We start from the raw sequence: 19,735 nt of genomic DNA, 5'->3' as shown, positions 1-19,735 counted from the left end.
GACGGAGCGGGCCGTGAGACGATCTGAGGCGTGACGGCGAGGCTTCTGGACGGCAAGGCGACCGCGGCGAAAATCAAGGACGAGCTGCGGACGCGGGTGAAGGCGCTGGCGGAACGGGGCACCGTGCCAGGGTTGGGTACGGTGCTGGTCGGGTCGGATCCCGGCTCGCAGGCGTACGTCAACGGCAAGCACCGCGACTGCGCCGAGGTGGGCATCGCCTCGATCCGCCGGGAGCTGCCGGCGGACGCCACCCAGGAGCAGGTCGACGAGACAATCGCCGAGCTGAACGCCGACCCGGCATGCCACGGCTACATCGTCCAGCTGCCGCTGCCGGCCCACCTGGACACCCAGCGGGTGCTGGAGCTGATCGACCCGGACAAGGACGCCGACGGCCTGCACCCGGTCAACCTGGGCCGGTTGGTGCTCGGCTACGACGGGCCGCTGCCGTGCACCCCGCGCGGCATCGTGGAGCTGCTGCGCCGGCACGACGTGCCGCTGCGTGGCGCAAACGTCGCGGTGGTCGGTCGGGGCAACACCGTCGGGCGCCCGCTCGGGCTGCTGCTCACCCGGCGCAGCGAGAACGCCACGGTGACCCTGTGTCACACCGGCACCCTCGACCTTGCCGCGCACACCCGCGCCGCCGACATCGTCATCGTCGCCGCCGGGGTGCCCGGCCTGCTCACCGCCGACATGATCACCCCGGGCGCGGTGGTGGTCGACGTCGGCATCACCCGGGTGATCGGCCCGGACGGCAAGGGCCGCTACACCGGCGACGTGGACGTGGAGGTCGCCGAGGTGGCCGGCAAGCTGGTGCCGATGCCCGGCGGCGTCGGTCCGATGACGCGCGCCATGCTGCTCACCAACGTCGTCGAACGCGCGGAGATGTAAGGAAGGCCATCCGCCCCTGCCCTGATCGGTGCCAGGATGGCTGATACCGTCCGGAAAACCGACTGGTATCAGGGAGTGGGACGACCATGGGTAAGAAGGTCACTGTCGTCGGCGCCGGTTTCTACGGCTCCACCACCGCGCAGCGTCTGGCCGAGTACGACGTCTTCGACACCGTCGTGATCACCGACATCATCGAGGGCAAGCCTGCGGGCATCGCGCTCGATCTCAACCAGTCGCGCCCGGTGGAGGGTTTCGAGACCAAGGTGGTAGGCGTCACCACCGGCCCGAACGGCGAGGGCTACGAGGCCATCGAGGGTTCGGACGTGGTGGTCATCACCGCCGGTCTGCCCCGTAAGCCGGGGATGAGCCGGATGGACCTGCTGGAGACCAACGCCAAGATCGTCCGGCAGGTCGCCGAGAACGTCGCGAAGTACGCTCCGAACGCCGTCGTCATCGTGGTCTCCAACCCGGTGGACGAGATGACCGCGCTGGCCCAGATCGCCACCCAGTTCCCGCGTAACCGGGTGCTCGGCCAGGCCGGCATGCTGGACACCGCCCGGTTCACCAACTTCGTGGCCGAGGCGCTGGGCGTGGCGGTCAAGTCGGTGAAGACGCTGACCCTGGGTTCGCACGGCGACACCATGGTCCCGGTGCCGTCGAAGAGCACCGTGGACGGCAAGCCGCTGCGCGACGTCATGCCGGCCGAGCAGATCGAGGAGCTGGTGGTCCGGACCCGCAACGGTGGCGCCGAGGTGGTGGCGCTGCTCAAGACGGGCTCGGCGTACTACGCTCCGTCGGCCGCCGCTGCCCGGATGGCCAAGGCCGTGGTGGAGGACTCCGGCGAGGTCATGCCGGTCTGCGCCTGGGTCGACGGCGAGTACGGCATCTCCGGTGTGTACCTGGGCGTGGAGGCCGAGATCGGCCGCGACGGCGTCCGGCGGGTCGTCGAGACCGACCTGGACGCCGACGAGCTGGCCGCTCTGAAGGAGGCCGCCGAGGCCGTCCGCGCCAAGCAGGCCGACATCGCAAGTATGTGACCAGTTCGCTGACAGCGCCCCGCGGCCACCGGTCGCGGGGCGCTCGCCGTTGCACCCCCGGCCGCCGCGAATGTTAATAGGGGGCCCTTTCTATACCGCAGGCGTTAAGAAGGGGCCCTTCCTTGCATGGGTTCGGCGGCGTCGATCAGGGCGGCCAGGCCGTCCAGGACGCGGGCCAGGCCGAACTCGTACGCCCGGTCGGGGTGGTAGGCGGCGTTCTGGGCCGCTCCCGCCGCGGCGCCGACCCGGACGGCGGTCGGGTACCGCTGCTCGTCGAGCACCTGAGCCAGCAGGGGGGCGTTCGCCGCCCACCACTGCTCGTCGGTCCAGGCGCTGTCGCCCTGCGCCGACCGTGCATCCGCCGCCGACCGGGCGGCGGCCCGGACGAAGTCGAGGACGTAGGTGAGCGCGGCGTCCCGGGTCACGTCGTCCAGGCCGGTGCCGTCGAAGGCGCTCAACTCGTGCTCGTACTTGGCCATCAGGCCCGGCCCCAGCGGTGGCCGGCCGGTGGCCACCTCGGCGGCCCAGGGGTGGGCGGTGAAGAGGTCCCGGTTGTCCCGGGCGAGCGCGGCCACCCGCGCCCGCCACGGTTGGCTGGAACGGTCCGGCCTGGGCATCGCGGCGTAGACCGCGTCCAGCATCAGGTCGAGCAGTTCGGCCTTGCCCGGCACGTAGGTGTAGAGGGTCATCGGGGCCACCCCGACCGCCTGGGCGAGCGCCCGCATGGTCACCGCGTCCAACCCCTCGGCGTCCGCCAGCGCGATCGCGGCGGTCACGATGTCGTCCAGGGAGCGACCCTGGCGTGGGCCACGGCGCGGGCCCTCGTCGGGCTGCCGCCAGAGCAGACGCAGGGTGTGGGCGGGATCGCCGCCTCCGGTGCGGTGGTTGGGCACCCTCCGATCTTCGCAGGCCAAATCGCCGTACGCAGTACGATGTACAATGTACGAAGTAAAGTTTCCACTCTCCGGGGGAGGGCCCGTGCAGATCACCGGATCCGCCATCTCGCTAAACGTCCAGGACGTGTCGGCCTCGGCCGAGTTCGTCAAGCAGCACTTCGGCTTCCGGGAGGAGATGTCGGCCGACGGGTTCGTCTCGCTGGCCCGGGACGGGGTCGGGTTCAACCTGGTCTTCCTGCGTACCGGGCTGGCCAGCCTCCAGCCGGAGAGCCTGAAGCACCAGCGGGCCGAGGGCGTGCTTGTGGCCTTCGTGGTGGACGACATCGACGCCGAGTACGCCACCATCCAGGCGGCCGGCGTGCCGATCACCACGCCGATCCAGACCGAGCCCTGGGGAGAGCGGTTCTTCCAGGTGACCGACCCCAACGGGGTGATCCTTCAGCTGGTGCAGTGGGTGCACGACCCGGAGCAGGCCAGCTGATCCACCGCGCATGCGCCGGGCCTGGCGGGGTAAGTCCCGCCAGGCCCGGACGGCGCGTCCGGCGCCCGCTCGTCGGCGAACCGGGTGGCCGAGGCGCTCCCGGTCGAGGCGGATCCAGTACGCTCGTACTGCTTGAGCACGTGTCCCCCGAGAGGAGCGCCGGCCGATGGCGAAGATCAAGGTAAACAACCCGGTCGTGGAGCTCGACGGCGACGAGATGACCCGGATCATCTGGAAGCAGATCCGGGAGCAGCTGATCCTGCCCTACCTCGACGTCGACCTGCACTACTACGACCTGTCGATCCAGCACCGCGACGCCACCGACGACCAGGTGACCATCGACGCCGCAAACGCCATCAAGGAGCACGGCGTCGGCGTCAAGTGCGCCACCATCACCCCGGACGAGGCCCGGGTGGAGGAGTTCGGCCTGAAGAAGATGTGGCGGTCGCCGAACGGCACCATCCGCAACATCCTCGGCGGCGTCGTCTTCCGTGAGCCGATCATCATGTCGAACGTGCCGCGGCTCGTGCCGGGCTGGACCAAGCCGATCATCATCGGCCGGCACGCCCACGGCGACCAGTACCGGGCCACCGACTTCGTGGTGCCCGGACCGGGCACGGTGACCATCACCTACACCCCGGCCGACGGGTCGGAGCCGGTCGAGATGGAGATCGCCAAGTTCCCCGGCGGCGGCATCGCGATGGGCATGTACAACTACGACGACTCGATCCGGGACTTCGCCCGGGCGTCGTTCCGCTACGGCCTGGACCGTGGCTACCCGGTCTACATGTCGACCAAGAACACCATCCTCAAGGCGTACGACGGTCGGTTCAAGGACATCTTCGCCGAGGTGTTCGAGAACGAGTTCAAGGCGGAGTTCGACGCCGCCGGCCTCACCTACGAGCACCGGCTCATCGACGACATGGTCGCCGCCGCGCTCAAGTGGGAGGGCGGCTACGTCTGGGCGTGCAAGAACTACGACGGTGACGTGCAGTCCGACACCGTCGCGCAGGGCTTCGGCTCGCTCGGCCTGATGACCTCGGTGCTGCTCTCGCCCGACGGCCGCACCGTCGAGGCCGAGGCCGCGCACGGCACCGTCACCCGGCACTACCGGCAGTGGCAGAAGGGCGAGAAGACCTCGACCAACCCGATCGCCTCGATCTACGCCTGGACCCGGGGCCTGGCCCACCGGGGCAAGCTGGACGGCACCCCGGCGGTCACCGAGTTCGCCACCACGCTGGAGCAGGTAATCGTCGACACCGTCGAGAGCGGCCAGATGACCAAGGACCTGGCACTGCTGATCTCGCGGGACGCGCCGTGGCAGACCACCGACGAGTTCATGAACACGCTCGACGAGAACCTGGCGCGCCGCCTGGCCGCCTGAGCCACCCCAGCACCCCATCGAGCCCGCCGGCACCGCGTGCCGGCGGGCTCGACGCTTCCGGTACGCCGGGTCGCGCCACCCGCCGGGCGCGTCACCCGGGCCGGTGCACCTCGTTGTACCGGGTGGACGAGATGCCAGTCCCGTCCCCGGAAGGCTGACCGTGACCGCCGCCCGGCAGCAACGCCGAGCAACCAGCCTTCCCGGCTGTCGTGCACAGCCAGCCGTCCCTTCCCTTGCGGGGGGCCCTGTCCCGGGCCCCCCGCGCCCTGCGTCCCGGGGCCTGCGTCCCGGGCTGCGACCGGCCGGTTCGTCGCGCGGCAGCGGCGTGCGACGCGCCGGGCGCCGTGCGTCCAGGCTCCGCCGCAGCGAGCGGCGGACCGGGGTGGGCATCAGGCGGCGCGCAGTAGCTCGGCGGCACGTTCCGGGGCGACGTCGTTGATGAAGACGCCCATCGCGGACTCCGAGCCGGCCAGATACTTCAGCTTGTCCGCCGCCCGCCGGATGCTGAACAGTTGCAGGTGCAGATGGCCCAGTTCGCGGTCGACGCCTACCGGCGCCTGATGCCAGGCGGCGATGTACGGCATCGGCACGCCGAACAGCCCGTCGAAACGGCGCAGCAGGTCCAGGTAGAGCGGGCCGAAGGCGTCCCGCTCGGCGTCGGTGAGCGCGGGGATGTCCGGCACCGGCCGGTGCGGCGCGATCTGCACCTCGAACGGCCAGCGGGCCGCCGCCGGCACGTACGCCGTCCAGTGCTCGTTCGCCGCCACCACCCGCTCGCCAGCCGCCCGTTCGGCGGCGAACACGTCGGCGTAGAGGTTGCGCCCACCGGTGCGCTCGGCGTACCGGCGGGCCGCGGCCAGCAGCGACCGGGTACGCGGCGGCAGGAACGGGTACGCGTAGATCTGCCCGTGCGGGTGGTGCAGGGTCACCCCGATCTCCACGCCCCGATTCTCGAAGCAGAAGACCTGCTCGACCTCGTCCAGTTCGCCGAGTGCCACGGTCCGGTCGGCGAGCGCGTCGAGCACGGTGCGGACCCGGCTCGGCGGCAGAGCCGCGAAGGAGGAGTGGTGGTCGTCGGTGAAGCAGACCACCTCGCAGCGTCCCCGGCCCGGCCGGACCGGAGTGAACGGGGTGATCTCCGCCGGCTCCTCGACCACCCGACCACCCAGGGCCGGAAACCGGTTCTCGAAGACCGCGACGGCGTAGTCCGGGGCTGGAATCTCGCTGAGCCGCTGCGCCGTCGAGGGGCAGAGCGGGCACTGGTCGGCCGGCGGCAGGAAGGTCCGCGTCTGCCGGTGCACGGCGAACGCCACCCACTCGTCGGTGAGCGGATCGTGCCGAAGCTGCGAGGGGGGTGGGGGAGGGGGCAGCTCACGACGGTCCGGCTGATCCCGGACGGCGTCGTCGCGCTCGTCGAAGTAGATCAGCTCCCGGCCGTCGGCCAGCCTGATCTCGGTACGCTTCATCGCCTTCTCCGCCGCGTCAGACCGACGGCAGGCGCGGCTCGACCCACCCGGTCTCGTTGAGGTGGTGCAGCACCGCCTGGACCGCCTCGTGCACACCGAGATCGGTGGTGTCCACCACCAGCTCGGCGTCGGTGGGTTCCTCGTACGGGTCGTCGATGCCGGTCATTCCGGTGAGCAGGCCGGCGCGGGCCCGCGCGTACAGGCCCTTGCGGTCGCGTTGCTCGCAGACCTCCAGCGGCGTGGCGACGTGCACCAGCAGGAAGCCCGCGCCGGCGGCGACGGCCATCGCCCGGGCCGCCGCCCGGGCCTGGGCGTACGGCGCGATCGGGCAGCAGATGGCGATGCCCCGGTGGCGGGCGATCTCGGCGGCCACCCAGCCGATCCGCCGCACGTTCGTGTCCCGGTCCGCCTTGCTGAAACCCAGCCCCGCGGTCAGCTCGCGCCGCACCACATCGCCGTCGAGCAGGGTGATCGTGCGATCGCCCTGCTCGCGCAGGGAGTCGGCGAGACCACGGGCGATCGTCGACTTGCCCGAGCCGGACAGGCCGGTGAGGAAGACCACCAGACCCCGGTGCCGCCGGGGCGGCCGGGCCCGGCTCAACTCCTTCGCCACCGCTGGCGGGGTGTGCCACTCGGGCAGCGGGAACCCCCGGTCGAGGTGGTCCTCGATCTCCTGCTGGGTCAGGGCGAGACGCCGGTTGCGTGGCGGGATGTCCTCACGCCAGCGCCACTGGCCGTCGCGGTTGTCGTAGGCCAGCTCGCGCGGCACCAACACCCGCAGCCCGGCCCCGGAGAGCATCTCGCCGGTGGAGAGCAGGTGGGTGACGCCGTACGCGGCGGAGACCCGGGCCCGCAGCAGCGCGTCGCTGATCTCGTCCGGCCGGCGGGCCAGCGGCACGGCGACCAGGGTCGCCGGCGGCATCCGGTCGCGGGCGGCGAAGACGCTGCGCACCAGCGCCTCCGGCGGCAGTCCGCCGGTGCCGTCCTCGCCCACCGGGATCATGACCAGCAGATGCGCGCTGAGGGTACGCACGGCGTGCGCGATCTGGGCCAGCTGCGGCCGGTGCAACGGCCGGTCGGCGATCACCCCGAGCACCCGGCCCGGTGGCAGCAACGCGCGCAGCTCCTCGGGCGTACGCCGCAACCGCTGGAACGGCCCGTGTCCACCGTCACCGAGCCGGCGGACCGCCCCGCCGACCCCCGCCACCCCGTCGCGCACCTGCCACGCGTCGGCCACCTCAAGCGCCGCGACCGGCGCGCCCTCCCCGTCGGTGAGCACGATCGTGCGGCGTTGCGGGTCGGTGAGGTCGAGCTGCGCGAGCAGCGCGGCGGGCACCTGGAGGGTCACCGCGACCGGCCAGGGCGCGCCGTCGACCAGCCGGCCACGCCGGCTGACCGAGACCAGGTCGGCCCGGGTCATGAAGCCGGTCAACGGCGCGTACGCGCCAGTCAGCAACAGCTCCAGATCCGCGAGCTCGCCGGGACGCGGCGTGTATGCCGGTGCGTCCCGAAGCACCTCGTCGGGCAGCACCCACCCGTTGCTCATCGAACCCCCAACTCCGGCGACCGGCACACAGTTTCGCAGCCCTCCGCCGATCGGTCGAGAGCACCACTGCTCTGGTGACCCCGCTTCGCCCGGGTGCGGCCCGACCCGGCTGCCGTCCGGTCCGGCGGGTCCGTTCCGACCCGGCTCAGGTCCGGTCCAGCGCAGCCGCACCGAAGGAGACCGCGAACCGCTTGCACCAGATGGAGACACTGGTCAGACCGGCCAGGTCGAGATCGGCGGGAATGTCGTACCCCTGATCGCCGCGGTTGCCCTTGAGCCGGCCCAGCTCGACCCAGCGGCCGTCGTCGAACACGTGCCAGCCGGCCTTGCCGGGCAGCACCGGCTGGTCGGTGAGCCACACCCGCAGATCCGGGCCGTTTGACGTGTCCAGCCCGACCAGCTCCAGCCGGTGCCGCCCGTCGGCGGTGCGGACGATGCGGGCGCTGCCCGACGTCTCGTGCTCGTGGCTGACGAAGTCGCCGGAGCCGACCAGGGTGGGCCCGGTGGCGGCGGGCGTCGGCTCGGCGGACGCGCTCGGCTCGGCGGACGCGCTCGGGCCGGCCGGCGTGGCGACGACGGTCAACTGCTCGGCCACTTCGGAGTTGGTGAACAGTTTCCACGGCTGGAACCAGTACAGGCCGAGCGCCGATCCGGCGGCCAGTACGGCCACCGCGATCCAGGTCACCGGAGTACGGAGCAGGCGGCTGATCATGTCCGCCAGTGTCTCCGACAGCGCCGTGCCAGTCAGCCCCCCGAGCGGTTACCAAATCCCTAGGGGTTGCCGGCGGAGCAGAATCAGGGAAACGCCGGGTCGTGGCCAGGGCCGTGGCGTTGTCTTTTCTCTCTAGGCTGTCGACGTGACACTGATCGCAACCGAGTCGTTGACGAAGGTCTACGGCGGCGGGGTCACCGCGCTGTCGGAGCTGACCGTCACGGTCGAGCCGGGCGTCGTCGGCCTGGTCGGCGCCAACGGTGCCGGCAAGTCGACGCTGATCAAGCTGCTGCTGGGCCTGCTGACCCCGACCGCCGGCCGGATTCAGGTGCTGGGTCTCGACCCGACCACCGAGGCGGCGGAGGTCCGCGCCCGGGTCGGTTACATGCCCGAGCACGACTGCCTGCCGCCCGACCTGTCCGCCGCCGAGTTGGTCACCCACCTCGGCCGAATGAGCGGCCTGCCGCGTACGGTCGCCCGGGAACGGGCCTCCGAGGCGCTGCGCCACGTGGGCCTGCACGAGGAGCGCCACCGCCCGGTCGGCGGCTACTCCACCGGCATGAAGCAGCGGGTCAAGCTCGCCCAGGCGCTGGTGCACGACCCCGACCTGCTGCTGCTCGACGAGCCCACGAACGGTCTCGACCCGGCCGGCCGGGACGCCATGCTCGCCCTGGTGCACCGGATCGGCACCGAGTTCGGCATCTCCGTGCTGGTCTGCTCGCACCTGCTCGGCGAGGTCGAGCGGATCTGCGACACGCTTGTCGCGATCGACGGTGGCCGGCTGCTGCGCGCCGACCACATCGCCGCGATGACCTCCGCCACCGACGTGCTCGCCGTCGAGGTGAGCGAGGGCACCGAGTCGCTTGCCGCCCGGTTGGCCGCGCTGGACCTGCCGGTGAGCCGGGAGGGGCGGCTGCTTCTCGTCCCGCTGGCCGACCAGGGCACGTACGACCTGATCATCGGCGCGGTGGCCGAGCTGGACCTGCCGCTGCACCGGCTCGACCAGCGTCGGCACCGGGTCGCCGAACTCTTCGCCCGCAGGGAGAGCAGCCATGCCTGAGCCGACCGGCGTCATCCACGACATCGGCTACCAGCGCTACACCGGTCCGCGGCTCGGCCGCCGGCAGGTCTTCGGCGCGCTCTACCTGCACGGCGTACGGACCGTCTTCGGGCTGGGTCGCAGCGCCAAGGCGAAGATCTTCCCCTGGCTGGTGGTCGGCATTGTGCTGATGGTGGCCGCCGCGGTGACCGCGATCAGCAGCCAGATCGGCGAGACGGTAATGACGTACGCCCAGTTCGCCGACGCGATGAGCTGGCTGGTCATCTTCTTCGTCGCGGTGGCCGCGCCCGAGCTGGTCTCCCGCGACCTGCGCAGCGGGGTGCTCCCGTTGTACTTCTCCCGGCCGCTGCCGCGCGCCGACTACCCGCTCGCCAAACTGCTCGCGCTGGTCACCGGGCTCTGGCTGCTGCTCGGCGCGCCGCAGCTGGTGATGTTCATCGGTGCCGCGTTCACCTCCGACGGGATGCGTGCGGTCTGGGACGAGCTGCTCGATCTGCTGCCCGGGCTGCTCTACGCCGGGCTGTGGGCGGTGGTCTTCGCCTCGGTCGGCCTGCTGATCGCCGCGCTGACCGGCAAGCGGGCCTTCGCCGCCGGTGGGATCGTCGCGGTCTTCCTGATGACCACGCCGATCGTCGGCACGCTGATGATCATGCCGTCGCAGGTCGCCAACCAGCTGGCCGGCCTGGCCTCACCCTCCACGCTGGTGCAGGGCATCGGCATCTGGACCATGCGCGACCAACTGATCACCGATCCCAACGATCTCGGCACCGACCTCGGTGCCTACGGTCCGGTGTACGCACTTGTCGCCGTCGCGCTGGTGACCGGCTGCATCGCCCTGCTGCTGGCCCGCTACGAGAAGGTGGCCGCACGATGACCACGATCAGCAATCCCGCCCCGCCGGCCACCGCCACCAGCACCCTCGACCTGGTCGGGGTCTCCCGCTGGTACGGCAACGTGGTGGCGGTGAACGACGTGAGCATGAGCCTCGGCCCCGGAGTGACCGGGCTGCTCGGCCCGAACGGCGCGGGCAAGACCACCCTGCTGCACATGATGGCCGGGTTCCTCGCCCCCTCCCGGGGCACGGTCACCCTGGACGCGGCGCCCACCTGGCGCAACCCCGCCGTCTACCGACGGCTCGGGCTGGTCAGCGAGCGGGAGGCGGTGCACGGCTTCCTCACCGCGTACGAGTTCGTGCTGGCCACCGCGAAGTTGCACAAGCTGCCGGACCCGGCCGAGGCGGCCCGCCGGGCGGTGGCCATGGTCGAGTTGGAGGGCGCGCAGGACCGCCGGATCGGCACCTACTCCAAGGGCATGCGGCAGCGGGCCCGGGTGGCGGCGGCGCTTGTGCACGACCCGCAGGTGCTGCTGCTGGACGAGCCGTTCAACGGCATGGACCCGCGCCAACGCCTGCACATGATGGAGCTGCTGCACTCGCTCGGCGACGCCGGGCGCACCATCCTGTTCAGCTCGCACATCCTGGAAGAGGTCGAGCAGGTCTCGGGCACCGTGCAGGTGATGGTCGCCGGCCGGCTCGCCGCCTCCGGCGACTTCCGGACCATCCGCCGGCTGATGACCAACCGGCCGCACGTCTTCGCCATCCGCTCCACCGACGACCGCGCGCTGGCCGTGGCCCTGATGGCCGAGCCCTCGGTGACCGGTGTCGAGTTGGGCCGCGACGGTCTGACCGTCCGGGCCGGCGACTACGGCGGCTTCACCCGGGTGCTGCCGAAGGTCGCCCTGGCCCAAGGGATACGGGTGCGGCAGCTGATTCCCGAGGACGAATCCCTGGAGAGCGTCTTCTCCTACCTGGTGGAGGCCTGATGTCCACTGTCGCCTGGATCACCGCGCGCGGGCTGTTCGGCCGTCGCCGATTCCTGTTGCTGCTGCCGCTGCCCGCACTTGTGGTGGCGCTGGCCGCGCTGGCCCGAGGGCTGGACGTGGCGGCCAGCGCGTGGGGGCCGCCGGTGCTGGTCGGCCTCGGGCTGGCCGTGGTGCTGCCGGTGGTCGCGCTGATCGTCGGCACCGGCGTGCTCGGTGCCGAGATCGACGACGGAACTGTGGTGCACGTGCTCACCACCCCGCTGCCGCGCTGGCAGATCGTGCTGCCGAAGCTGGCGGTGGCGGTCGGGGTCACCGCGACCACCGTCGCGGTGCCGCTCTTCGTCGCCGGCCTGCTGGCCGAGTCGGTCCGCCTCGGTCTGGCACTCGCCGTCGCCGCGGCGGTCGGTGCGGTGGCGTACTCGGCGCTGTTCCTGGCGGCCAGCCTGCTCACCCGGCGACCGGTGCTGCTCGGCCTGGTCTACGTGCTGATCTGGGAGGGGCTGCTCGGCAGCATGGTCACCGGCACCCGGGTGCTCTCCATCCAGCACTACGTGATCGCCCTGGCCGACCGGCTCGCCGCGACGGACCTGCTCAGCACGACGGTCTCCGTGCCGCTGGCGGTGGTGATGACGGTGCTGGTCAGCATCGGCTTCACCGGGCTCGCCGTCAGCCGGCTGCGCTCCTTCTCGGTCACCGGCGAAACCAGCTGAGCTGTCCGGAAGGGCCCCTCGGGGCCCTTCCGGACAGGCTAGAACGCGCAGGCGATCACCAGTTCGGGGGTGCGGTCGGGAAGCAGGTCGAGCTTGTCGATCCGGCCGGCCGCCCGCACGTCGTCGGCGACCACCGTGAGCTGGTCCAGCAGTGCGGCCGGGCCGAGCGCCTCGGCCAGCGGCACCACCGCCTTCATGGACAGCTTCCGTTCCGACTTGGCCCGCCGGACCTGCCCCAACGCGTCGGACGCCAACCGCAGCAGCTGCGGGTCGCCCGCGCCCTGGATCGCCCGGCCCACCTCGTACGTGGTGGGCCACGGCGCCCGGTGCACCGAGCCGTACCGCCACCAGGACCAGACCTCCTCGGTGGCGTACGGCAGCACCGGAGCGAACAGCCGCAGCTGCACCGAGAGCGCGTTGGCCAGGGCCGCCCGGGCCGAGTCGGCCCCGGTGCCGCTGCCATAGGCGCGTTCCTTGACCAACTCGATGTAGTCGTCGCAGAACCGCCAGAAGAACGACTCGGTGGCCTGCAACGCCGCCGTGTGGTCGTACGCCTCGAAGGCGGCGGTGGCCGAACCGACCACGGTGGACAGTTCGGCGAGCATGGCCCGGTCCAGCGGCTCGGTCGCCGGGGCGCGCAAGGCGTCGGCGGCGCCCAGGCCGAGGGCGAACTTCGACGCGTTGAGCAGCTTGGTGGCGAGCCGCCGGCCGACCTTGATCTGTGCCGGGTCGAAGGCCAGGTCGGTGCCGGGCCGGCCAGTTGCCGACCAGTAGCGCACCGCGTCGGAGCCGTGCTGCTCCAGCAGCGCCATCGGGGTGACCACGTTCCCCTTGGACTTGGACATCTTCTTGCGGTCCGGGTCGAGGATCCAGCCGGACAGCTCGGTGGTCCGCCAGGGCAGCGTGCCGTGTTCCAGGTGCGCCCGCACCACCGTGGCGAACAGCCAGGTCCGGATGATCTCCTGGCCCTGCGGACGCAGGTCCATCGGGAAGACCCGGCGGAACAGCTCCGGATCGCGTTCCCAACCGCCGGCGATCTGCGGGGTCAGCGACGAGGTGGCCCAGGTGTCCAGCACGTCCGGATCGCCGATGAACCCACCCGGCACGCCGCGTTGTGACTCGTCGTACCCGGGTGGGGCGTCCTCGGCGGGGTCGATCGGCAGCGAAGACTCGTCCGGCGTGAGAGGCTGGGACCAGTCCGGCTCGCCAGCGTCGTCGAGTCGGTACCACACCGGCACCGGCACCCCGAAGAAGCGCTGCCGGCTGACCAGCCAGTCGCCGGTCAGGCCGCCCACCCAGTGCTCGTAGCGGTGCCGCATGTGTTCCGGCACCCAGCGCAGCTCCCGTCCCCGGGCCAGCATCGCCGCCCGCAGTTCGGTGTCGCGGCCACCGTTGCGCAGGTACCACTGCCGGGTCGAGACGATCTCCAGCGGCCGGTCACCCCGCTCGTAGAACTTCACCGGGTGGGTGATCGGGCGCGGCTCGCCGACCAGGTCACCGGCGTCGGTCAGCAGCTGCACCACGCTCCGCCGGGCGCCGTTGACGGTCTGCCCGGCCAGCGCCGCGTATGGTCCGGCGGGCACCCCGGCCGGCGGCTCCGGCAGCAGCCGGCCGTCCCGACCGACCACCACCCGGGTGGCCAGCGAAAGCTCCCGCCACCAGGTCACGTCGGTCAGGTCACCGAAGGTGCAGACCATCGCGATGCCGGTGCCCTTGGCCGGGTCCGCCAGCGGATGCGCACGCACCGGCACCTCGACCCCGAAGAGGGGGGTACGCACCACCGCGCCGACCAGGTCCGCGTACCGCTCGTCGTCGGGGTGGCAGACCAGCGCGACGCAGGCCGGCAGCAGCTCCGGCCGGGTGGTGTCGATCAGCACCTCCCGCCCACCGGGTCCGTGGAACCGCAGCCGGTGGTACGCGCCGGGCCGTTCCCGCTCCTCCAACTCGGCCTGGGCCACGGCGGTGGCGAAGCCCACGTCCCAGAGCGTCGGTGCCTCGGCCTGGTACGCCTCGCCCCGGGCCAGGTTGCGCAGGAACGCCCGCTGCGAGGCGGTCCGGGCGGCCGGTCCGATCGTGGTGTACATCAGCGACCAGTCCACCGACAGCCCGAGCCGCCGCCAGAGCGCCTCGAAGACCTGCTCGTCGGCGAGGGTCAGGCGCTCGCACAGCTCGATGAAGTTGCGCCGGGAGATCGGGGTCGGATCCTTGCGGGCGGCGTCGTCCACCGGAGCCTCCGGCGCCCGCCAGTCCGGGTCGTACGGCAGGGACGGGTCGCAGCGCACGCCGTAGACGTTCTGCACCCGCCGCTCGGTGGGCAGCCCGTTGTCGTCCCAGCCCATCGGGTAGAAGACCATCCGACCGCGCATCCGCTGGAACCGGGCGACCAGGTCGGTGTGGGTGTACGAGAAGACGTGCCCCATGTGCAGCTCGCCGGATACGGTCGGCGGCGGGGTGTCGATCGCGTACACGTCCGACCTACGGCCATCCGGGCTCGGCGAGTCTGACGCCTCGCCGCGACCCCGGACAGCCGCCTTGCTCCGGTCGAACGCGTACGTGCCCTCCTCCTGCCAGCGGTGCGACCAGGTTTCCTCGAGCCCGTCCAGGGTCGGACGCTCGGGAACGCCGGTACGCGCCGTCCTCGCCGTATCAGTCATTCGTCGATGGTAGGCAGCGGCCCGGTGTCGGGCACCGAAATACCCAGCCGCCACTGGTGGTGCAGGGCGGCGTACCGGCCACCGCCGGCGATCAGCTCGGCGGGCGGCCCGTCCTCGACGATCCGGCCGTCGTCGAGGACGAGGACCCGGTCGGCAATTTCCACGGTGGACAGCCGGTGCGCGATCACCACCGCCGTCCGGTCCCGCAGGATGGTGCCGAGCGCCTGCTGCACCGCGCGTTCGGTCGGCACGTCCAGCGACGAGGTGGCCTCGTCCAGGATCAGCACCGCCGGATCGGCCAGGAACGCGCGGGCGAAGGCGACCAGCTGCCGTTGCCCGGCGGAGAGCCGGCCGCCGCGTCGGCGTACCTCGGTGGCGTACCCGTCGGGCAGCGCCGCGATGAAGTCGTGCGCGCCGATCGCCCGGGCGGCGGCGACCACTGCGTCGTCGTCGGCGTCCGGGCGGCCGAACCGGATGTTTTCCGCCACGGTGCCGCCGAACAGGTGCGTCTCCTGGGTGACCAGCACCACCGCCCGGCGCAGCTCGGCATCGGCCACCTGGCGCAGGTCCACCCCGTCGAGCAGGACGGTGCCGGCGACCGGGTCGTAGAACCGGGCGAGCAGCTTGGCGACGGTGGACTTGCCGGCGCCGGTCGGCCCGATCAGCGCCACCGTCTGCCCGGCCGGGATGCTGAGGTCCAGCCCGGTCAGGATCGGCGCCTGGGGCCGGTACCCGAACGAGACCGACCGGAAGGTGACCGCGCCGCAGCCCGGACCGCCGGTCGCACCGCTGCCGCCTGCACTGCTGCCGGCTGCGCCGCCCCGGTCGCGCCGCCCCCGGTCGCGCCGCCCCCGGCTGCGCCGCCCCGGTCGCGCTGCCGCCGTCCGGACCGCCGGTGGCCGCCCCGTCGGCGACGCTACCTGCGCCGTTTGTCGGGCGGCGGGGCAACGGGACGGGATTCGTCGGCTCGGCGACCTCGGGGCGTTCGTCGAGCACCCCGGCGAGCTTCTCCAACGCGGCGGTGGCCGATTGCAGCGAGTTGTAGAACTGGCTCAGCTCCTGCATCGGTTCGAAGAACCGGCGCAGGTAGAGCAGGAAGGCGGCGAGTACGCCGACCGCGATGTGGCCGTCGAGCACCCGGGCGCCGCCGTAACAGAGCACCGCCGCCACCGTGACGTTGCCGATCAGCTTGATCCCCGGCGAGTACGTCGCGATCAGGCGGAACGCGTGCCGGCTGGCGAGGCGGTAGTCGTCGTTGACCGAGGAGAAGATTTCCTGGTTACGAGGCTCCCGGCGGTACGTCTGCACCGCCCGGATGCCCCGCATCGACTCGACGAAGTGCACGATGACCAGGGCCATCGACTCGCGGGTGCGCCGGTAGGCGCAGGCCGACGCCCGGGCGAACCAGCGGGACAGCCAGAACAGCAGCGGGAAGGCGAGCAGGGTGACCGCGGCCAGCGGCAGGTCCAGCCAGAGCAGGATGCCGGCCACCGACACGATCGTCAGGACCGCCATCACCAGGCCCTCGACGCCGCCGCCGGCCAGCTCCGAGATCGAGTCGATGTCGCTGGTCAGGCGGGAGATCATCCGGCCCGAGGTGTAGCGCTCGTGAAAGGCCACCGGCAGGCGCAGAAAGTGCGCGTACACCCGCTGGCGGAGGTCGAGCAGGACGGCCTGGCCGATGCGCGCGGAGAGGGTGAGGAAGCCCCGGCGGGCCACGTACTCGACAGCGGTCGCGGCGGCGAACGCCACGGCGACGGTGACCAGCGGGCCGGGTCGGCCGGCCCGCAGCGGTTCGATCGCCCGGTCGATGCCGAGCATCACCAGGTACGGCCCGGACATCGCGGCGGCGTTCTGGGCCAGCAGCAGCGCCACCGCACCGCCCAGCCGACGGCGGTGCGGTCGCAGCACGTCGGCCAGCAGCGTCCAGCTGCGGGCGCGCAGCCGGGCCACCGCCTCGGGGGAGGTCTCCTCGGCCAGGCTGCGGTCGGCGTGCGGATCGGGCGCGATCCCCCGCCACTGGGCGGCGGTCATGAGCGAACCAGCGGGCAACCGTCCGGTGCCGGCTCGACCGGCCTCCGGGGGGCCGGCGCGGCAGGCGGATCGGCGGTGAGCAGGGCGCGGTACGCCGGCACGGTGGCCAGCAGTTCGGTGTGCGGGCCGACAGCGGTGATCCGGCCGTGTTCCAGCAGCGCGACCCGGTCGGCGAGATTGATTGTGGACGGCCGGTGCACCACAAGCAGCGCGGTCATGTTCCGCAGCACCCGCTTCAACGCCGACTCCACCGCCGCCTCGGTGTGCACGTCGAGCGCGGAGAGCGGGTCGTCGAGCACCAGCACCGCGGGCCGTACCAGCACCGCCCGGGCCAGCGCCAGCCGCTGCCGCTGGCCGCCGGAGAGCGACAGACCCTGCTCACCCAGCCGGGTCCGCAGCCCCCACGGCAGGTCGTACGCGAACTCGGCCTGGGCCAGCGCGAGCGCCGCCCGCACCTCGTCCTCGCCGGCCTCGGGGCGGCCCAGGGTGAGGTTCTCCCACACCGACATGGAGAACAGGGTGGGCTCCTCGAAGGCCACCGCGACCAGTTGGCGCAGCGAGGCCAACCGGAGGTCGCGCACGTCGTGCCCGTCGAGGGTGAGCCGGCCCGTGTCCACGTCGTGCAGCCGGGGTACCAGCGACAGCAGGGTGCTCTTGCCGCTGCCGGTGGCACCGACCACAGCGAGGGTCTCGCCGGGTTCGACGGTCAGGTCGATGCCGCGCAGCACCGGCGTGCTGGTGCCCGGGTAGCGGAAGCTGACCGACTCGAAGCGGAGCCGGCCGCATACCGCCGAGCGGGGCAGGGCGACGGCGTGTGGTGCGTCCACGATGGCCGGTGGGGTGTCCAGCACCTCCTGGATCCGGTCGGCGGCAGTGGCCGCCTCCTGCCCGTTGGCGATGATCCAGCCCAGCGACTGCACCGGCCAGATCAGCATCAGCTGGAGGCTGACGAAGGCGACCAGTTGACCGATGGTGAGCTGCCCCTCGGCGACCGCTGCGGTGCCCGCCACCAGCACGATGCCCAGGGTCAGATTGGGTACCAGGTCGAGCCGGGCGGAGGTGCGGGCGAGCAGCCGCCCCTTGCCGATCCCGATGTCGTGCAGCTTGCGGGTGCCGGCGACGAACCGCTCGGTCAGCTGCGGTCCGCGCCCGTACGCCCGCATGGTGCGTAGCCCCTGCGCGGTCTCCTCGACCAGGGTGGCCACGTCGCCCTGCTGGTCCTGCATCAGCCGGGACGCGGTGTGGTAGTGCCGACCGAAGCGGCGGGCGATCAGGAACAGCGGCACCGCGCTGGCCGCCACCAGCAGGCCCAGCGCCGGGTGCAGCCGGATCAGCAGCACCACCACGACCAGGTAGGTGATCAGGTTCAGGACGAGGAAGAGGAGCCCGAAGGAGAGGAACCGGCGCAGCACCGACAGGTCGCTGGTGATCCGGGAGAGCAGCTGACCGGAGGGCCACCGGTCGTGGAAGCTGGCCGGCAGCCGCTGGAGGTGGGCGTAGACGTCGTCGCGGATGGCCGCCTCCATGGCCACCGAGGAGGACGACTGTGCCCACCGGCGGATGAAGATCAGTACGGCTTCGACCAGGCCGACCAGCAACGCGAGCCCGGCCAACTGGAACAGACCGGCCGGGTCGCGCCGGGCCACCGGTCCGTCGACCACCTGCTGCGCTACCAGTGGTACGGCGATGCCCGCTGCGGTGGCGGCGAGCCCAGCCAGCATCAGCCAGCCGAACTGCACGGCGTGCGGGCGCAGGTAGTGCCGCAACCGCCAGAGATTGCCCAGTGGATGTCGCCCGACCTCGCGAGGGTCGGCCGGGCCGCCGTCGTTCTGCGCAGCCACTATCTGACGGTATCGGCAAATCGGAGCCGCGCCGCTGTCGGCTTGTTGTCAGCAGACTTGCCTTTTCCGGTGACCGGCCTCATCCGGATGGCTGACCCGTGACCGCTGGCCTGGGCCCCGCCGTCCGGGTGGGCCCGCCGTGCGGGTGGGCCCGCCGTGCGGGTGGGCCCGCCGTGCGGGTGGGCCCGCCGTGCGGGTGGGCCCGCCGTGCGGGTGGGCCCTCGCCGTCCGGGTCAGCCCGCCATCCGGGTGGTCCGGGTGGGCCGCCCGCCGGCCGGGCTAGCCGCGGCGCTCGTGTCCGAGTAGCCATTGCTTGACCGGCAGGCCCCAGCGGTAGCCGCCAAGCGTCCCATCGGTACGCAGCACCCGGTGACAGGGGACGAAGAGGGCGGCGGCGTTACGGGCGCAGGCCGCCGCGGCGGCGCGGATCGCGGCCGGTCGGCCGGCCAGCGCCGCGTACCCGGTGTAGGTGACCGGCTCGCCCGGCTTCACCTCGCGCAGCACCTCCCAGGCGTGGGACATGAACGCCCCGCCGCTGTGCTGCTCGACCGCGACCGTGTCGATTGCGGCCAGGTCACCCGCCAGGTAGTCGGCGACCGCCCTGGTGACCGGGCCGAGTTCGGCCCGCTGCCGGAGTTCACCGCGCAGGCTCGGGTGGATCAACGACAGCAGGTTCGCCGGCTCGGGAGTGAAGCCGGCGGCCCGTACCGCGCCGTGCGGCCCGGCGACGACGGTGAACGGGCCGGTGGGCGTATCGATGGTGACGCTGTCCAGGTTCGTGCTCTGCACGATTTCCTCCAAGGTCGATCTCAGCTCGAATTCAGGCTGCTCGCCACAGCCGCAACACCGCGTACGAACGCCAGGGACGCCAGCGGCCGGCGTACTCGTCAAGGGTCTTCGGGGCGTCGGGCAGGCCGAGGGCAGCGGCACCCCGGCGCACCGCGAGGTCGGTGGCGAGGAACACGTCGGGGTCACCGAGGGCGCGCATCGCCACGTAACCGGCCGTCCACGGCCCGACCCCCGGCACCGCAAGCAACCGCTGCACGGTCTCCGCCCGATCGCCACCCGGCGCCAACTCCAGCCCGCCGTCCACCACCGCCCGAGCCACCCCCCGAATCGCCTCCCGCCGCCGGCTGTCCATCCGAAACCCCGAGTCCGGCACCCCCAACACCTCTTCCGCACTCGGAAACCCCCGCACCTCCCGT

15 protein-coding genes and 3 pseudogenes are annotated in these 19,735 nt (G+C 72.1%); 8 read left to right on the top strand and 10 right to left on the bottom strand.

Translation table 11 applies throughout. The features are described 5' to 3' along the window. Positions 1-30: 30 nt before the first annotated feature. Complete coding sequence (locus QQG74_RS27375; protein ID WP_341717551.1) at positions 31-888, top strand: bifunctional methylenetetrahydrofolate dehydrogenase/methenyltetrahydrofolate cyclohydrolase; 858 nt, start codon at positions 31-33, stop codon at positions 886-888. Positions 889-974: 86 nt separating this feature from the next. Then, a complete protein-coding gene (gene mdh, locus QQG74_RS27370; protein WP_341717550.1) occupies positions 975-1,925 on the top strand; it encodes a malate dehydrogenase in 951 nt (316 codons plus the stop codon). A gap of 104 nt (positions 1,926-2,029) precedes the next feature. Here mdh and QQG74_RS27365 read toward each other — a convergent pair whose 3' ends face one another. Next, positions 2,030-2,818 carry a TetR/AcrR family transcriptional regulator gene (locus QQG74_RS27365; protein ID WP_341717549.1) on the bottom strand — a complete coding sequence of 263 codons (789 nt, stop codon included), beginning with the start codon at positions 2,816-2,818 and terminating at the stop codon, positions 2,030-2,032. Between the two features lie 85 nt (positions 2,819-2,903). Between QQG74_RS27365 and QQG74_RS27360 the strand changes: the two genes are divergently transcribed. Together QQG74_RS27360 and QQG74_RS27355 are read left to right on the top strand one after the other, a co-directional pair. Next, the gene (locus tag QQG74_RS27360) at positions 2,904-3,302 is read left to right on the top strand and encodes a VOC family protein (RefSeq protein ID WP_341717548.1); all 399 of its coding nucleotides are present in this window, start codon (positions 2,904-2,906) and stop codon (positions 3,300-3,302) included. A gap of 166 nt (positions 3,303-3,468) precedes the next feature. Then, on the top strand, positions 3,469-4,686 hold the full coding sequence (locus tag QQG74_RS27355) for an NADP-dependent isocitrate dehydrogenase (RefSeq protein WP_341717547.1): 1,218 nt from the start codon (positions 3,469-3,471) through the stop codon (positions 4,684-4,686). Between the two features lie 389 nt (positions 4,687-5,075). Here the strand turns inward: QQG74_RS27355 and galT are convergent, their stop codons facing one another. The 3 genes from galT to QQG74_RS27340 all read right to left on the bottom strand — a co-directional run bounded on the left by galT (position 5,076) and on the right by QQG74_RS27340 (position 8,410). Then, positions 5,076-6,152: a galactose-1-phosphate uridylyltransferase gene (gene galT / locus QQG74_RS27350; RefSeq protein ID WP_341717546.1), complete on the bottom strand. Its 1,077-nt coding sequence runs from the start codon at positions 6,150-6,152 to the stop codon at positions 5,076-5,078. A gap of 16 nt (positions 6,153-6,168) precedes the next feature. Continuing rightward, positions 6,169-7,698 (bottom strand): adenylyl-sulfate kinase, encoded by a 1,530-nt coding sequence (gene cysC, locus QQG74_RS27345; protein ID WP_341717545.1) that lies wholly within the window; start codon positions 7,696-7,698, stop codon positions 6,169-6,171. Positions 7,699-7,843: 145 nt separating this feature from the next. Further along, a complete protein-coding gene (locus QQG74_RS27340; RefSeq protein WP_341717544.1) occupies positions 7,844-8,410 on the bottom strand; it encodes a DM13 domain-containing protein in 567 nt (188 codons plus the stop codon). 145 nt (positions 8,411-8,555) lie between these two features. On the opposite strand from QQG74_RS27340, the gene QQG74_RS27335 reads away from it, so the two are divergent. The 4 genes from QQG74_RS27335 to QQG74_RS27320 are packed head-to-tail and all read left to right on the top strand — an operon-like array spanning position 8,556 to position 12,001. After that, positions 8,556-9,470 carry an ABC transporter ATP-binding protein gene (locus QQG74_RS27335; protein WP_341717543.1) on the top strand — a complete coding sequence of 305 codons (915 nt, stop codon included), beginning with the start codon at positions 8,556-8,558 and terminating at the stop codon, positions 9,468-9,470. Continuing rightward, positions 9,463-10,344 carry an ABC transporter permease gene (locus tag QQG74_RS27330; protein ID WP_341717542.1) on the top strand — a complete coding sequence of 294 codons (882 nt, stop codon included), beginning with the start codon at positions 9,463-9,465 and terminating at the stop codon, positions 10,342-10,344. The genes QQG74_RS27335 and QQG74_RS27330 overlap by 8 nt, the downstream gene beginning before the upstream one ends. Continuing rightward, positions 10,341-11,291, top strand: a complete 951-nt coding sequence (locus tag QQG74_RS27325) for an ABC transporter ATP-binding protein (RefSeq protein ID WP_341717541.1) — start codon at positions 10,341-10,343, stop codon at positions 11,289-11,291. The genes QQG74_RS27330 and QQG74_RS27325 overlap by 4 nt, the downstream gene beginning before the upstream one ends. Continuing rightward, positions 11,291-12,001: an ABC transporter permease subunit gene (locus tag QQG74_RS27320; RefSeq protein ID WP_341717540.1), complete on the top strand. Its 711-nt coding sequence runs from the start codon at positions 11,291-11,293 to the stop codon at positions 11,999-12,001. Before QQG74_RS27325 ends, QQG74_RS27320 begins: the two co-directional genes overlap by 1 nt. A 38-nt stretch (positions 12,002-12,039) precedes the next feature. On the opposite strand, the gene valS is transcribed toward QQG74_RS27320, so the two are convergent. From valS to QQG74_RS27290, 6 genes and pseudogenes are all read right to left on the bottom strand, one after another. Further along, a complete protein-coding gene (gene valS / locus QQG74_RS27315) occupies positions 12,040-14,655 on the bottom strand; it encodes a valine--tRNA ligase (RefSeq protein ID WP_341721409.1) in 2,616 nt (871 codons plus the stop codon). Further along, positions 14,652-15,419, bottom strand: a pseudogene (locus QQG74_RS27310) (ATP-binding cassette domain-containing protein); the annotation flags it as partial. The pseudogene QQG74_RS27310 and the gene valS, both read right to left, overlap by 4 nt. A gap of 178 nt (positions 15,420-15,597) precedes the next feature. Continuing rightward, positions 15,598-16,689, bottom strand: a pseudogene (locus QQG74_RS27305) (ABC transporter ATP-binding protein); the annotation flags it as partial. After that, positions 16,686-18,530, bottom strand: a complete 1,845-nt coding sequence (locus QQG74_RS27300; RefSeq protein ID WP_341717539.1) for an ABC transporter ATP-binding protein — start codon at positions 18,528-18,530, stop codon at positions 16,686-16,688. The gene QQG74_RS27300 and the pseudogene QQG74_RS27305, both read right to left, overlap by 4 nt. A gap of 279 nt (positions 18,531-18,809) precedes the next feature. After that, positions 18,810-19,319 carry a methylated-DNA--[protein]-cysteine S-methyltransferase gene (locus QQG74_RS27295; RefSeq protein ID WP_341717538.1) on the bottom strand — a complete coding sequence of 170 codons (510 nt, stop codon included), beginning with the start codon at positions 19,317-19,319 and terminating at the stop codon, positions 18,810-18,812. 31 nt (positions 19,320-19,350) lie between these two features. Beyond that, positions 19,351-19,719: pseudogene (locus QQG74_RS27290) on the bottom strand (DNA-3-methyladenine glycosylase 2); the annotation flags it as partial. Positions 19,720-19,735 lie beyond the last annotated feature (16 nt).

This window comes from Micromonospora sp. FIMYZ51 (assembly GCF_038246755.1).
In the GTDB taxonomy this organism is placed as follows: Bacteria; Actinomycetota; Actinomycetes; order Mycobacteriales; family Micromonosporaceae; genus Micromonospora.
The sequence above is the reverse complement of the archived record's forward strand: the minus strand, read 5'-3'. Positions and strand labels throughout refer to the sequence as shown.

Coding starts and splice junctions, on each gene's coding strand:
- valS (WP_341721409.1), bottom strand. CDS start 14,655: ATGACTGATACGGCGAGGACGGCGCGTACCGGCGTTCCCGAGCGTCCG.
- QQG74_RS27330 (WP_341717542.1), top strand. CDS start 9,463: ATGCCTGAGCCGACCGGCGTCATCCACGACATCGGCTACCAGCGCTAC.
- QQG74_RS27320 (WP_341717540.1), top strand. CDS start 11,291: ATGTCCACTGTCGCCTGGATCACCGCGCGCGGGCTGTTCGGCCGTCGC.
- QQG74_RS27325 (WP_341717541.1), top strand. CDS start 10,341: ATGACCACGATCAGCAATCCCGCCCCGCCGGCCACCGCCACCAGCACC.
- QQG74_RS27340 (WP_341717544.1), bottom strand. CDS start 8,410: ATGATCAGCCGCCTGCTCCGTACTCCGGTGACCTGGATCGCGGTGGCC.
- cysC (WP_341717545.1), bottom strand. CDS start 7,698: ATGAGCAACGGGTGGGTGCTGCCCGACGAGGTGCTTCGGGACGCACCG.
- galT (WP_341717546.1), bottom strand. CDS start 6,152: ATGAAGCGTACCGAGATCAGGCTGGCCGACGGCCGGGAGCTGATCTAC.
- QQG74_RS27355 (WP_341717547.1), top strand. CDS start 3,469: ATGGCGAAGATCAAGGTAAACAACCCGGTCGTGGAGCTCGACGGCGAC.
- mdh (WP_341717550.1), top strand. CDS start 975: ATGGGTAAGAAGGTCACTGTCGTCGGCGCCGGTTTCTACGGCTCCACC.